12 protein-coding genes are annotated in these 13,914 nt (G+C 41.5%); 7 read left to right on the top strand and 5 right to left on the bottom strand.

Translation table 11 applies throughout. The annotated features are described in order from the left end of the window. Positions 1 to 97: 97 nt before the first annotated feature. A complete protein-coding gene (locus tag IFO69_RS00060) occupies positions 98 to 1,282 on the bottom strand; it encodes an MFS transporter (protein WP_192006917.1) in 1,185 nt (394 codons plus the stop codon). Positions 1,283 to 1,516: 234 nt separating this feature from the next. On the opposite strand from IFO69_RS00060, the gene IFO69_RS00055 reads away from it, so the two are divergent. Continuing rightward, on the top strand, positions 1,517 to 1,798 hold the full coding sequence (locus IFO69_RS00055; RefSeq protein WP_192006916.1) for a SelT/SelW/SelH family protein: 282 nt from the start codon (positions 1,517 to 1,519) through the stop codon (positions 1,796 to 1,798). Between the two features lie 4 nt (positions 1,799 to 1,802). Here the strand turns inward: IFO69_RS00055 and IFO69_RS00050 are convergent, their stop codons facing one another. After that, the gene (locus IFO69_RS00050; RefSeq protein ID WP_192006915.1) at positions 1,803 to 2,174 is read right to left on the bottom strand and encodes a DUF1801 domain-containing protein; all 372 of its coding nucleotides are present in this window, start codon (positions 2,172 to 2,174) and stop codon (positions 1,803 to 1,805) included. 261 nt (positions 2,175 to 2,435) lie between these two features. Here IFO69_RS00050 and katG point away from each other — a divergent pair, with 261 nt between their 5' ends. Together katG and IFO69_RS00040 are read left to right on the top strand one after the other, a co-directional pair. Further along, a complete protein-coding gene (katG, locus tag IFO69_RS00045; RefSeq protein ID WP_192006914.1) occupies positions 2,436 to 4,667 on the top strand; it encodes a catalase/peroxidase HPI in 2,232 nt (743 codons plus the stop codon). Between the two features lie 94 nt (positions 4,668 to 4,761). After that, the gene (locus tag IFO69_RS00040; RefSeq protein ID WP_192006913.1) at positions 4,762 to 5,019 is read left to right on the top strand and encodes a hypothetical protein; all 258 of its coding nucleotides are present in this window, start codon (positions 4,762 to 4,764) and stop codon (positions 5,017 to 5,019) included. Positions 5,020 to 5,185: 166 nt separating this feature from the next. Here the strand turns inward: IFO69_RS00040 and IFO69_RS00035 are convergent, their stop codons facing one another. Further along, entirely contained in the window at positions 5,186 to 6,181 is a 996-nt protein-coding gene (locus IFO69_RS00035) for an IS110 family RNA-guided transposase (RefSeq protein ID WP_192006912.1), read from the bottom strand. A 1,497-nt stretch (positions 6,182 to 7,678) separates the two neighbouring features. Here IFO69_RS00035 and IFO69_RS00030 point away from each other — a divergent pair. Continuing rightward, on the top strand, positions 7,679 to 8,842 hold the full coding sequence (locus IFO69_RS00030) for a glycosyltransferase family 39 protein (protein ID WP_192006911.1): 1,164 nt from the start codon (positions 7,679 to 7,681) through the stop codon (positions 8,840 to 8,842). A gap of 386 nt (positions 8,843 to 9,228) precedes the next feature. On the opposite strand, the gene IFO69_RS00025 is transcribed toward IFO69_RS00030, so the two are convergent. After that, positions 9,229 to 9,669: a hypothetical protein gene (locus IFO69_RS00025; RefSeq protein WP_192006910.1), complete on the bottom strand. Its 441-nt coding sequence runs from the start codon at positions 9,667 to 9,669 to the stop codon at positions 9,229 to 9,231. Positions 9,670 to 9,881: 212 nt separating this feature from the next. On the opposite strand from IFO69_RS00025, the gene IFO69_RS00020 reads away from it, so the two are divergent. From IFO69_RS00020 to IFO69_RS00010, 3 genes are all read left to right on the top strand, one after another. Then, positions 9,882 to 10,478: a hypothetical protein gene (locus tag IFO69_RS00020; RefSeq protein ID WP_192006909.1), complete on the top strand. Its 597-nt coding sequence runs from the start codon at positions 9,882 to 9,884 to the stop codon at positions 10,476 to 10,478. A 105-nt stretch (positions 10,479 to 10,583) separates the two neighbouring features. Then, entirely contained in the window at positions 10,584 to 11,210 is a 627-nt protein-coding gene (locus IFO69_RS00015; RefSeq protein WP_192006908.1) for a hypothetical protein, read from the top strand. 409 nt (positions 11,211 to 11,619) lie between these two features. Further along, positions 11,620 to 12,633, top strand: coding sequence for a HEPN domain-containing protein (locus IFO69_RS00010; protein ID WP_192006907.1), 1,014 nt, complete (start codon positions 11,620 to 11,622; stop codon positions 12,631 to 12,633). 515 nt (positions 12,634 to 13,148) lie between these two features. On the opposite strand, the gene IFO69_RS00005 is transcribed toward IFO69_RS00010, so the two are convergent. Further along, positions 13,149 to 13,295 (bottom strand): hypothetical protein, encoded by a 147-nt coding sequence (locus IFO69_RS00005; protein WP_192006906.1) that lies wholly within the window; start codon positions 13,293 to 13,295, stop codon positions 13,149 to 13,151. Between the last annotated feature and the right edge of the window lie 619 nt (positions 13,296 to 13,914).

Below are 13,914 nucleotides of genomic sequence, written 5' to 3'. Positions count from 1 at the left end.
CATGATGTTTTCTAACATCAACCACTGAATCAGGAAAGATAAATAGTGTATCTGATTTTTAAGTTAATGACTATAACTTGCTGGCATGACAGGTTGTTTAAGAGTAACTGGCTTCCATAAGCTCTCTTTTTTTCTCTTTCTTCTTTCTGACCATCAGGATGGCAATGGCAATAAAAAGACCAGAACAAGCAATACCTGCTCCCACCAGGTCAGCAGAGGTAAAACCATAGCCCATGGCGATAGGTAAACCTGCCAGGTAAGCTCCTAAAGCGTTCCCAATATTGAAAGAGCTTTGATTAAGGGAAGAACCCAAGGTTTCAGCGCCTTTGGAGGCTTTGATAATCACAATTTGAATGGGGGTAACCAGACAAAATGAAACGGTACCAATGATAAAGGTCATGATCAGTACGGCTGTTTTATCGGTGGCCAGATAGGCGTTCGCAACAAGCATTACGGCCATCATGACCAAGGTGATCATCACTGCATAGAGTGGAAGCATTTTTTCTGCTAGTTTTGCACCGATAAAATTACCAAAGACCATTCCCAGGCCTGCCAGTATCATGGCATAAGGAACCACTGTTTCTGGGTGACCTGCTACATCGGTAATCAGAGGGGCAATATAACTGTACCAAGCAAAAAAGCCTCCAGTCCCAATAGCGGTCAAAAGGATACTTAACCACAGTTCTGACCGCTTAAAAATGCTGAATTCCTGGGATATGCTACCAGAGGAAGACTTTTCCATGGTAGGCATCCATAATTTAACACTGGCCAAGGTAAGTAATCCGATGATGCCGACGATTAGGAAAGTAATGTTCCACTGAAAGTGTTTACCGAGAAAGGTAGCCAGTGGTACGCCAACTACATTGGCAACCGTGAGTCCTCCAAACATAATGGAGATGGCTTGGGCTTCTTTTCCTTCATTGGAGAGTTTTCCGGCTACCACAGCTCCTATCCCAAAAAAGGCACCATGAGGTAGCCCGGACAGAAATCTCATGATCAGAAAAGAAGTGTAATTATTGGAAAATGCCGAAAGTGTATTGAAGATGGTGAACCAGATCATCAAGGCAAAGAGTACTTTATTTGCCGGCCACCTGTTGCCTATAGTGGTCAGTATAGGTGCTCCAACCACCACGCCCAAGGCATAGGCAGCGATAAAGTGACCCGCTTTTGGAATGGATATTTGGAAGGCCTCGGCAATCTCAGGTAAAATGCCCATAATGACAAATTCTGTCGTACCAATACCAAAACCACCAATAGCCAATGCAAGTAGCGCCTTTCTCATATCTAAGTTCTTCAGTTTAGGGTTTGTGAAAAGAGATAAGTAGTAAACTGTCTGAAAAGTTCATTATTCGAAATAATTAATGAAATATTTAATGATTATTTAAATAATCTATTGAATCGTAATCGATTGCATAATGAGCAGGAGAGGCTTAGAATGCTCGAAGGCTTATTGATGCAAAACCTTTTGCAATAGAAAATCCAATGTTAACTTGCTCCTTTATAAATAGAGGGAGAGATGGATAATCAAGTCGAAATACATTATTGTACCCAATGCCGATGGATGTTAAGAGCTGCTTGGATGGGGCAGGAATTGCTGACCACTTTTGAGCAAGAATTGGCTGCTTTGACACTTAAGCCCGGGACGGGAGGAGTTTTTGAGATAAGAGCCAATGGAAAATTGATATGGTCACGCAAAGAGAAAGGGCGATTTCCGGAAATTACGGAGCTAAAACAGCTTGTCCGCGATGTAATTGCGCCAGAAAAAGACCTTGGGCATGCAGACAAGAAAAGGACCTAAGAGTTTATGATTTGATTTTAATTACACCATTTTTATATAGGTCCAAGGCTTGACCTAAAATTTCAACAATATCACCCAATGGTAAATCTTCAGTAGGCTTGACCCTGAATATTTTCATTCTACTTCTATTCCCTGTTTCCAGTTTGGGATGCTCAAGGTGTTTGCCTTCTACCATCAGGAGATATGGTTCATTTGTTTTCTTATCTGTCCATAGATAGCAAAACATTTTTTTTCTATAGCAAAAGCAAGGCATCCCATATTTTTTGGTTTCAGATACCTCAGTGTCATGACTTAGAATAACCTTACGCAATGCCAATAAACAGGACCTGTTGGGCTCTTCCTGATGGGCGTAGAATTGATCTGTTTCTTTAAGCATTTTGTCTTCTTTGCGAATTTGGTATTACCTGTTTATTTATTTGATATGCCTATAATGGGTTTTACATTCTGGTTTGCATTAAGAATTGAAAGCATTACCCATTAGATTTATTTTGAGCTATCTACAAAGCTACTGATACCTTGCCGAAATGAGGATAAATTTTTAACTTAAAGAAGTTTGAAAATAGTATTTGAAAGTAAGAAGAAAATCAAAATAACAATTCCTTTAAATTTTTTACCAATAACAATAAAACACAAAAAAATGGAAAACAATAATGGATCCCGAAGTTTTGATGTAAATGACAGCAGTCGCAAATGCCCCTTTTCAGGTGGAGCTCCCAAGAAAAGCGCTGGGGGAGGAACCAGCAATTTGGATTGGTGGCCTGATAGGCTGAGGGTAGATATCTTAAGACAACATTCCTCCTTGTCCAACCCAATGGATAAAGATTTCAATTATGCCGAAGCTTTCAAAAGCCTGGACTACGAAGGGTTGAAGAAGGATTTACATGCATTGATGACGGATTCACAAGATTGGTGGCCGGCAGACTTTGGACACTATGGAGGGCTTTTTATCAGGATGGCCTGGCATAGTGCTGGAACTTATCGAATTGGGGATGGCCGAGGAGGAGCAGGAGCTGGACAGCAGCGGTTTGCCCCGCTGAACAGTTGGCCGGACAATGCCAGTTTGGATAAAGCCAGAAGATTACTGTGGCCCATCAAGCAGAAGTATGGTAAAAAGATTTCATGGGCTGACCTGATGGTCTTGGCAGGCAATGTAGCATTGGAATCTATGGGCTTTAAAACCTTTGGCTTTGGTGGAGGCCGTGAAGATGTGTGGGAACCAGAGCAAGATGTATATTGGGGTTCTGAAAAGGAGTGGCTGGAAGACAAAAGATACTCTGGGAAAAGGGATTTGGAGGATCCATTGGCTGCAGTGGTGATGGGCTTGATTTATGTGGATCCTGAAGGGCCGAATGGCAATGGGGATCCTATTTCTGCAGCGCATGATATTCGGGAGACCTTTGGTAGGATGGCCATGAATGATGAGGAAACGGTGGCTTTGATTGCAGGAGGACATTCCTTTGGAAAGACCCATGGTGCGGCGGATCCCGGAGAGTTTATTGGGCCTGAACCTGAGGCAGCCCCCATTGAGGCCATGGGATTTGGCTGGCAAAATACTTTTGGGTCTGGAAAGGGACCTGATGCGATTACCGGTGGGCCTGAGGTGACTTGGACGCAAACCCCTACACAATGGAGTAATTTCTTTTTCGAAAATCTATTTAAATATGAGTGGGAAATGACCAAAAGTCCCGCGGGAGCCAAACAGTGGGTGGCCAAAGATGCTGAGGAGAGCATTCCTGATGCCTTCGATTCCTCCAAAAAACATCGCCCTACCATGTTGACTACGGATTTGTCCTTACGTTTTGATCCGGAATATGAGAAGATTTCAAGACGCTTTTACGAAAACCCGGACCAGTTTGCAGATGCTTTTGCCAGGGCTTGGTACAAGTTGACTCACCGTGATATGGGACCACGGAACAGGTACCTCGGGCCAGAAGTGGCACAAGAGGAGCTGATCTGGCAAGACCCTATTCCTGCTTTGGATCATAAGGTGGTAGATGAACAGGATATAGCATCTTTAAAGTCCAAAATATTGGCTTCTGGTTTATCTGTCTCTCAGCTAATTTCTACCGCTTGGGCTTCTGCCTCTACTTTCCGAGGTTCGGATATGCGTGGAGGAGCCAATGGCGCCCGTATTCGCTTGGAACCGCAAAAGGACTGGGAAGTAAACAATCCGGCAGAACTGTCCAAAATTTTAAAGATCTATGAAGGGATTCAAAGTGATTTTAATGGTGCCCAATCTGATGGAAAGAAAATCTCTATAGCGGACCTCATTGTGCTGGGTGGTTGTGCAGGTTTGGAAAAGGCAGCGAAAGACGGAGGCCATGAAATAAAAGTACCGTTCACTCCAGGTAGAATGGATACTTCCCAAGAACAAACCGAAATAGATACCTTTACCTACCTTGAGCCTGTGGCCGATGGCTTTAGAAATTATAGAAGAACACGGTTTGATGTGTCCACCGAGGCATTGCTAATCGATAGGGCCCAGCTCCTGACTTTGACCGCACCAGAACTGACCGTGCTCATTGGTGGCTTGCGTGTTTTGGGTACCAATTATGATGGATCCAAACATGGTGTGCTCACTCATAACCCTGGTGTGCTTTCGAATGACTTCTTTTTGAACTTGCTGGATATGGGAACGGTATGGAGTCCGATGTCTGAAGATAATAAGGAAGTCTTTGAAGGAAGGGACGCCAAAACAGGGGAGGTAAAATGGACCGGCACCCGAGCTGATTTGGTTTTCGGTTCCAACTCTGAGTTGAGGGCTTTGGCAGAGGTTTATGGTTGCCAGGATTCCAATGAGAAATTTGTGAAGGACTTTGTGGCAGCATGGGATAAAGTGATGAACCTGGACCGCTTTGATTTGGATTGAAAGTCCTAAGGTCGTATTGTAATCCAAGAGGAAAGAGGCAACTGGTAGGTTGCCTCTTTTTTGTTATGAGATATTTTTGAGCTAATTTTTGGAGATGAAATATGTTTTTCTTTTAGTAATTAATATCATGTTGACAGGCTTGGTCAAAGGACAAGATACCTACGTTTTATTCAAAGGCGGAAAGACCTATCAAAAAAAATCTGTTTTGATGTTTTATGATTTAATAGAAGGGTGGGAGCTAAAAGAAACAGATGATCAGATCATATTTACTTTTAATGGATTAATTGAGTATTTACCCTTTCAACAGCTTGTATACCTAAAGGACTATCATGAATCAAGATTGGGAAAATAATAGAATATCGGTATAACTATTTTTACAGTTTAATATATGGATATGTTTTTATCAGTGATTAAGACTGTTTTCAAGGCTTAACTCTTCATTTCTTTTCCTTAGATGAAAAGAAACGAAGCAAACCTGCCTGTATTCTAAGGTTAAAACAAGAAGAATTTAAAATATTTTAATTGATATATTTTACGATGTCTACATAGTTGGTATTACGGTTGACTACGGCAAAGGCTCTTGAAAGAAGTTTATTTCTAATAACGTTAAGCGTACTCATTTTACTTTTCCCTTCGCTTACCCTCTTCTGGTAGTATATCTTCATTTCTGGACTATATTGAATAGCTGTTCCTGCACATAGGGTCAATAGTGTTTTTATTCTCTTATTTGCCAATTTGCTTGTTCTTGTTGTGCCTCTAAATGTGCCGGACTGGTTAGGGAATGGCGCTGTTCCTGCATAGCTGGCAAACTTTCTCCAACTATTGAATAAGGTAAAACCTTCTGTTAAAACGATAAGGGCAACAGCAGTTTGCGGCCCTATTCCCTTAACAGAGTTAATCAGGTTGTATTGATTCAGCAACAGTTCTTCCTTGTGCAAAAGCCTGTCTATTTCTCTTTCAACTGTTTCAATCTGCTTGTCCAAACATGCTATCACTGTAGTATGGGATTTTTGGTAGACTTTTAATTTGTTCTTGGAAACGACAGTTTCATATTCTTTGATACGGGTTATATATGCCGCTCTGTCTTTTACAAGCCCCTCTCTGTAATTAAATAGCTTCTTTAGATCTTGAATGGTCTGTGATGGAAGAACCGTGGGAACAAGTTTCTCCTGCTTTTCGTAGAGATATTCGGCTATATCTTTTGAATCCGCCTTGTCTGATTTTCCTCTTCTTATTCCCAAAGACCGCTTCAATTCCAGTCCTGATATGATATAAAAGGGGAGGGAATATTTTTCAAGAAACAAAGCAAGTTCTGAAGAGTAGATTCCTGTGGATTCAAAACCAAAAAGAAGCTCCTTAGCTAGCACTAATCCTGAATTTTCCATAACCCATTCCACCAGCTCCAGGTGCCCTTGTTCGTTATTTTCGAAAATAGCATGGCATTGATTGGTTTTAAGATAAACATCAAGGGTAGATTTACTTACATCGATTCCGATAAATGATTTGAATTTCATAATTTAGATATTGTATTTTAACAAATGAGAGTTGCGGAAACTAAAACCTTTAGCAGGCCTTGGAGCCTAAAATTCTAACTGGTTACTGACAACTCAATTAAGAATGGGGACTGATACAGGCACTAGGTCTGGAAACCTATGCGGCAGGAAAGTTCACCCCATTCTTTTTTAATTTATTAAATATCTGTGTTACCTATAAACCTTTAAGACCCAAGTCTAATTTTCCAAATTGATCCTCCTTTGTAAACCTAAAGGCCGGTAGGAAGGGAAAAATCAAGACACAGCTAAAGCTTCTTCCCGCAAGGCCACCGCTGGCCCGCAGCTGTGTCGACCTCCACGCAATAATGATGTTTAAAGTTGAATGACCTTAACTTACTAGAACAATGGGTTAAGTTAATAATAAACAAAAAGCACCACAAGAAAAGACTAGTGGTGCCCATGGTAGGTGATGATTACAGGTTAACCCCGTATTATGCACTAGCCTATCTACGCCGCGGCCAAGTATTAAGACCTGAAACTACTTAAAAATCAGTTGCTTCGTTGCTGTTTTCGATTCTACCTGAAGGTAGACATGATCACCATCCGCCGCGGCGGATGATTCAATCTCCAAATAGCCTTCAAATTGAGCTGAGTACTGTTTCGATTAGGAATATAATATTTTGCTCAATATGATTTTGGATCTCTAGCTTTAGGCTAAAAATGAGTGGATCTAGATCTCGATAATGATTGCGATTGGCTCTTTAGCATGAGAAACCGATCTGGTAAAGAGTGGGCCTGCCCTGCAAGCTGGCTACTCGCTAAAAACAGTCATTGACTGTTTTCTTTACGCTAGCCCCTCCACTGCGCGAGCTAACTCATTTTCCTAACGCCCTCCGCAACTGCTCCAAAACCGAATGCTCTAAGGGCCATATCGCCGGATTCCGTTTATCAATTTGGGTTTTCCTAGGTACGTACACTCTTTCGGGTACGCATATTTTGAATTTATTTTGGGGCGGTTGGTTTGATTTCAACCTTGTTAGTGGTGTTTGAAATAATAGCGGTAGGAGGACTGATATTGCATTGTTTTTGGTAGTTCCGTTATAGCAGTCTTGGGGATACCTTGGGGTCTAGTAGTATATACGTTCCCTTTTGGCTGTTTTTTAAGAATTCATGGTACTATTCCAGTAATGAAATGATTTGAAATTTAGATCACAATAATTTGTATATTATTTTGCATAATAATAAGTTTTTGATCTTTCATTTGCTGTCTTTATTTTTTGCGTGACCCTAAATGTGGTTAGTTTTGGATGTATCATTAATGCCCATTATTTAAGGGGCGAGATGGCGAATCTGGACCAGCTGAGGAGTTAGTGTAAACGGTAGCCCAAGAGTTTTGAAACCAATTTTAATTAAGCTATTTGATATCAACCTGGACATAGAGTAAGGTTAATTTGATTTTTATAGTTAAGATTGTACAGTTATTGAATTGGCCATTCTAAGTTTTCTTCTATCAAGTCTGTGAAACTATTTCCTTCATTTTCCCTTCAGCAAGTTTATATTTTGATCCTCAGCTTAGGGTTTATATTGGTCAATTTGGTTTTATATTCCAAATTGGGTGTGATGGAGGACAGCGATACTGATCGGTACCTGATTTATGCCCAAGAGATTCAGGAAAGAGGCATTTTCTTTAAGCCCCATGAATTTTGGTACATTGCTTACCCCATCTTTATCATAAGTATGACCAGTATCTATGATTCTTTGGCCATGGTGGTGGTGGGGCAGTTGCTTTTGTCTTATTTGGCCTTACTAAGTGTCTATGCCAGTGCTAAAAGACTTCATGGAAACAGTAAAGCAGGACTGTTGGCAGGTTTGGCTTTTGTGGCATTTTTTATGATTTCTTACTGGAACTTTGAAATTTATTGTGAATCATTATTGATTTCACTCAACTGTCTGGCATTTCACTTTATCCTCTTGTGGTCTGAGGGAAAAAGGGAGTCCAGGCTTGTGATCTTGGGTGTTTTGATCATTGGTGTAGCCGTATTTACCAAGCCCACAGGAGTAGCCTTATTGGCAGCAGTGTTTGCATTTTTAGTGGTGATGTTGTGGCCAAAACTGAAAGGTAGATCATTGAAACTTGTTTTGGTGACTTTTGGAGCAGTATCCATTTTGGTACTTACCAATTTTATGTTGTCCACTTTTACTTTTGTCCGGGATTATCAGGTAGGGGAGATTATTTATAACTTGGAAGTATTGCCTTTTGAGGAGCATGAAGCATGGTTGAAGCTGGATGTTCCGGAGAATCTGTATATTCCAGATGATTCCTTGCCTCCTTTGGTTCAGTTGCTTTTAGTGATCTTAATGAACCCTTGGTATGCCATGAAATTGATGTTGGCCAAACTGTTTTATTATTTGTTTTACCTGCGGCCTTACTATTCCTGGAAGCATAATTTATTTATGATCGTGATATTAGTGCCCATGTATATTGGTTTTTTTAAAGGCATGTTTTCTGAAAAACTACGATGGAGTATTAAGGTAGTGGTAGGTGTATTTTTAGTGGTAAGTATCCTAAGTCCTGTTTTGATGACCATTGATTGGCGAAACCGTTTTTTGGTGGCGGTACTGCCTTGGATTTTCATGGTAGGCAGTGGGTATTTGGCACAACTTAGGAAGACCGAGGTTTGAGGTTGGAAGGATGAGGTTTGAAGGGCGAGAAAGAGATGTCCAACAGCTCAGCTGTTTGGACAATGGGAAATTGGTGGAAGCGGGAATGACGAGGTTGGAAAGGGGGAATTCAGGCTTTCGTAATGAAATCTGGTGTGGGGCATTGCAAATGCCCATTATTTAAGGGTTTAGATTGCAAATTAAGACCAGCTGAGATGTTATTTTTTGTCCCTGAAAGTAAGGGGGACAGGCTTTAAGACTCAAAAAGCAACAAGTTAGTTTGTAGTAGGCCGAAAAGGTAAAACCTGTAAGTAGGTTTCTACCTTTTACTTCAGGGTTGGCTCGTATTTATGGGGGACATTTCGATGGGAAAAGAGTGTAGGCATTTATCTATATTTTTTTCAGGCTTATTGGCTTTTGATTCTTTTTACTTCTTCTTCCAAATCCTGAATGATGCGGTTTTTGAGTTGGACTACATTTTCTTTTTCCACAAGCTGGCCTCTCAATGCTTCGATGACTTGCTTTAGGGAGTTGATCACTTCTTGATGTTGCTCCAGCAGTTTGGACTGATAGATTTCCAATGGTTCATCCACGGGGTGGGTAGGTTTGTCTATTGGGAGTTGATTTTGGGATAATAACATCTCCCCTTTGCCTGTGAGGAGCCATGCGGGGCTTACTTCCGGAAAATGGATAATGAATGAGGAAATCCATTTGGTGTAGACATCCTTGTCTTTTCCTATGGCTTTGGAAAGGGTACCATTGGCGGCTCCTATTTGTAGCTCTATTTGACGTATGCTTCTATGGGTGTATTTAGCGAATTCACCTATTCTATCTATGATTACTGACATTTTAAAGATATATATGGATAAAAAGTTTCTTTTTTAGATAAATAGCGATATATTTGAAATATTGTATTAGCAATATAGCTATTTATGCTATAATAGGCTAAGGTTTGGTGTTTTTCAGGGACTGTCTAAGGTATTGGGGCAGGAGGTGTTGCCTTACTTTTTCAAAACAAGGTAATTGTTTATCGTTTTTCATGAGTTTAAAATTACGTGCTATGTTAACATTAGGACGGAAACTGATCAATCCCTATCAGGTCATTGGGGATTTTTGTTCGATCAGGGAACTGACTTCTCATCGGCAGAAATTGGATAGGTTTTTCCATAGTGCTTTTGGCTATAAGTCACAGGAAGTAATAGATTATCCTTTTGATATCACTTATACCTATGATGGATTGATCTACTGGTTGGAAGCATTGTTTCGCCTTAGGAAAAGTGGGAATTATCCTTATCGAATAAGGACTTATAGGGAGCAGGCTATTGTAAAGATGGTTGTTCACATCAGGAAATTTAGCCAAGCGGAGTATGAGCCATCATTTTACAGTCATACGCCTGTTCATTTAACTTTCCGAGAATTACATCAACCTTACGTTGTTCTGTTTGATATTTTGGACTGGAGGGACTTTGCCCATTGGAAAAAGAGGCTATTCCAGTGGCAGGTCAATGCATTAAGTGGCGTTGAGGACATAGGCAGTCCGATGGAGGAAGATGATCTGGAAATGTACCGATGTTTACATCGACTGATCGAGGTGAGTTTTCTGATTTTTACGGTCGAGCTGGATTCCAAGGAACTGGAAGTTATTGATCAGTTATGAAAGATTATTCCACTGTTTTGTCGGGAGTCTAAAGCATGGCTTTAGGGTTCTTCCCTTACAACTGTTGGATCTACTATAGAATATTGATACTTTAAATTTTCTACTATGCAAGGTGAAATTTCTAAAACATCGGTTTATCAGGTGATCTACCAACTTTTTGACCGAGCGGCGGTTAATTATTATTTGGTCGGAGTGGATCGGCTCTTTTATTCAGGGGTTTATGAGCCGCTCCCGATTGTGAGCAAAAGCCCCGTGTATTTGTTTTCCATGAGGGAGTATTTGATCCAGTTGATTCAGGAATTGAAACAGACCCAATGGGCTGAAGTCCCAGCCTTAAATGAGATCCGGTATTGTCCAGACCTTTTTAGAGAGATGATTGACTATGAAGAAAAGCGACTTTCAGAGATGCCAAGGCGGAAGGAATATAGCGAGTATTTTGCCCCTTGGGAATATATTCCCAAGAATTTAAAGGACAAGGAATTTAGGAAGCCATTGGTGACCCTTAGACATTGTCTGATACAGTTGGAATCACTGGACTATGTGGTTTTGCTGAAGGAAATGCAGGACAATGCTTTTTCAGGGCAATATGAGCGATGGTTTGATGCTTATCCGGAATTGTATGCATTGTACTTTTATTTGAAGAAATTACTGGAAGCCTGTTATGTAATTTATGCGGGAGAATTGCGGTTTGGTAGAAGGCTAAAAAATGTTGAGTCGGAGACTCAATTCTAGTGGTCCCGCAGTACAACTGACGGGACAACGGGACCCCACCTGACCTCCCCTGGGAGGGGAGGGATTCTTGGGTGCTGCTTATTCAAAAATGAGGGTGTAATGGTGAGTCGGAGCTCAGTTCTAGTGATTCTGCACCTGTGCGCTTGGGCGTAGTGCAACTGGGAAATGTTGAGTCGGAGACTCAATTCTAGTGGTCCCGCACCTGTGCGCCTAGGCGTAGTACAACTGACGGGACAACGGGGGTTCTAGTGGTATCGCACCTGTGCGCCTAGGCGTAGTGGAACTGGTGGGACAACGGGGGTCTGAAGACCGAAGCAGTTGATACCTTAATCAAAAGGGTAGTTTCTACTCGCTTTTAATCTCTACTGGTAAAATTGCGGATATACATAATAACTTAAATAAACTGCTTATGGATTTTGATGTAGTATCTCCAAAGGATTTTTATTCCCAATTTGAGAAGGGATTTATTGAAGAGCATTTATGGGAAATGTATAAGGGTTGGGTGATGTATGCCGAAGAGGTGAAGGGTGGTGGTGGCCTGTTGGATGGGGTGTTTTTTTATCAACAATTAAACGGTTTGTTGCGTGGCTTGGATCCTTCAAGTCATTCTCAAATCTGTTTAAAGCAGCCTCCATCCAAAATAGGAGAGAAGGAAGATTGCCTTGATGCTTTAGTGACTGCACTGAGCGTCTTAGTACAACCTGAAATGATCTATCTTATTGATAGGACTGGGGGTAAAGGAACTTTGAGTACCCAGGAAATCTATGTGGTGCTTTCCAGTACTGATTATAGAACTTTTGAGCACTTGAAGGAATGTATGGATTTTTTTGTATTGGGAAGACAGGAGTTTAGCATTCATTTGACCACCAAGAAGGCTCTTTGGAGTGCAAAAGAGGCTGGGGACTTGTTTTTTCTGATGTATTTTCAAGAGTTTCATTTACTGTTTCAGGATAAAGGTAGCCATTCATTTCCGGAGGTCGATCCAGCGGTGCTCAAGATCAGAAAAGCAAAGGCCAAGGAGCAGTTTAGGCTGAGCCTGCAAAGGGCTAAAAGTTTTGAGCAAATGGCAAGAAATGCTAAAGGTGCAGGGGATGGTAATATGGAATTGTTTTGTTGGCACCAATCAGCTGAATTATTATTGCGAGGTGTCATTTTGGCCTGGCAAAATAGAGAGCGGAGATCTCATGAAATACGGGTGTTGTTGAATGATGCTTATAAGTTTATACCTGGTTTGAAGCGCATTTTTCCACAAAATTCTGATGAAGAAAATGCTGTGATCAAGTTCTTGGATGATGCTTACTGTAAGGCAAGGTATGATGAAGGATTTGTCTTGATGGAAGAAAAGTTGGGTTTGGTGAGAAGTCGTGTTATGGAAATGATTGATCTATGTGAAAATGAAATGGAAAGGGTGTTGAAGGACTAGTTTTTTAGCCGGATAATAAATCATCTTAATTGGGGTGAGTGATTTTCAAATAAAGTGAAATGGTGAGTAGGAGGCTCAATTCAAGCGGGACCGCACCTGTGCGCCTAGGCGTAGTGCAACTAGGAAATGTTGAGTCGGAGACTCAATTCTAGTGGTCCCGCACCTGTGCGCCTAGGCGTAGTACAACTGACGGGACAACTGAGAATTGGGAAACGAAAGGCAATCAGGTGGCTGGAAACAGTCTACCGTGGAAAGCCAAACCTGTTCGCCCACTGGCAATTAGTACCCCCAACCCTCGGTAAGAACAGGAGACCTGACTTTGGAAGCGCCGTGTGATGGGAGACTATCACGCACGGTGCTGTGAGAGGTTTGGGGTGAAATTCCCCTTACCTACTCGACAATATTAAAAAGAAATATAAAGAAGCTGGTTTCTGGGTTGCAAATTCTTAGAAAAATGCCCCAAAGTCTACTTTAACCCAGCTTTACCCCAACTTTACCCCAGCTTTGATGTAGCTTTACCCCAGCTTTGCTACTACTTTAGTGGAAGTCGGAAGGATCTTGATATGTGGGAAGTTCCAAGGCAACAATTTATAGAGATTTTGGAACATTCTAGTCTTGAACCAGAAAGGAACGTGTAATGGATCATCCTGCAGGAGTGCCATAAGTATGATGTTATTTTAAAGAGTGATGTTAAGGTATTTAAGTGACAATAGAACATCACAATAGAGGGAGATGTTTCTAAAATAGGGAAATGGTGAGTAGGAGACTCAGTTCTAGTGGTCCCGCACCTGTGCGCCTAGGCGTAGTGCAACTGGCGGGACAACGGGACCCCACCTGACCTCCCCTGAGAGGGGAGGAAATGGATTCTTGGGTGATGCTTATTCAAAAATGAGGGTGTAATGGTGAGTAGGAGACTCAGTTCTAGTGGTCCCGCACCTGTGCGCTTAGGCGTAGTGCAACTGTCTGGACAACGGGATCAGCTCAAGATCAATCCGAAATAGGGAATTGCCCACAGATAAAATGGATGAACACAGATGCAAGATGAGGTTGGAAGGTTGAGGTTGGAAGTGAGAAGTGGAGATGTCCGACAGCTCAACTGACGGGACAACGGGGAATTGGTGAAGCGGGACTTAGGCTTTCGTAATGAAATCTAGTGTGGAGGCTGTCTCAAAACAAGAGTTAAAAAAGTTTGACAGTCGATTTTAGCCAATAGAGGCCGATTTTCATTAATCGGCCTCTATTTTTCTGACCCAAGGTCAGTTTGACTCTGGTTTTTTTGTT

Origin of the sequence: Echinicola arenosa (assembly GCF_014841125.1) — a bacterium.
GTDB lineage: Bacteria > Bacteroidota > Bacteroidia > Cytophagales > Cyclobacteriaceae > Echinicola > Echinicola arenosa.
This window is presented reverse-complemented; position numbering and strand designations above follow the sequence as displayed.

What these genes read in the sequence shown, in the direction of transcription:
- IFO69_RS00060 (WP_192006917.1), bottom strand. Translation starts at nt 1,282, where the DNA reads ATGAGAAAGGCGCTACTTGCATTGGCTATTGGTGGTTTTGGTATTGGT.
- IFO69_RS00055 (WP_192006916.1), top strand. Translation starts at nt 1,517, where the DNA reads ATGGATAATCAAGTCGAAATACATTATTGTACCCAATGCCGATGGATG.
- IFO69_RS00050 (WP_192006915.1), bottom strand. Translation starts at nt 2,174, where the DNA reads ATGCTTAAAGAAACAGATCAATTCTACGCCCATCAGGAAGAGCCCAAC.
- katG (WP_192006914.1), top strand. Translation starts at nt 2,436, where the DNA reads ATGGAAAACAATAATGGATCCCGAAGTTTTGATGTAAATGACAGCAGT.
- IFO69_RS00040 (WP_192006913.1), top strand. Translation starts at nt 4,762, where the DNA reads ATGAAATATGTTTTTCTTTTAGTAATTAATATCATGTTGACAGGCTTG.
- IFO69_RS00035 (WP_192006912.1), bottom strand. Translation starts at nt 6,181, where the DNA reads ATGAAATTCAAATCATTTATCGGAATCGATGTAAGTAAATCTACCCTT.
- IFO69_RS00025 (WP_192006910.1), bottom strand. Translation starts at nt 9,669, where the DNA reads ATGTCAGTAATCATAGATAGAATAGGTGAATTCGCTAAATACACCCAT.
- IFO69_RS00020 (WP_192006909.1), top strand. Translation starts at nt 9,882, where the DNA reads ATGTTAACATTAGGACGGAAACTGATCAATCCCTATCAGGTCATTGGG.
- IFO69_RS00015 (WP_192006908.1), top strand. Translation starts at nt 10,584, where the DNA reads ATGCAAGGTGAAATTTCTAAAACATCGGTTTATCAGGTGATCTACCAA.
- IFO69_RS00010 (WP_192006907.1), top strand. Translation starts at nt 11,620, where the DNA reads ATGGATTTTGATGTAGTATCTCCAAAGGATTTTTATTCCCAATTTGAG.
- IFO69_RS00005 (WP_192006906.1), bottom strand. Translation starts at nt 13,295, where the DNA reads ATGGCACTCCTGCAGGATGATCCATTACACGTTCCTTTCTGGTTCAAG.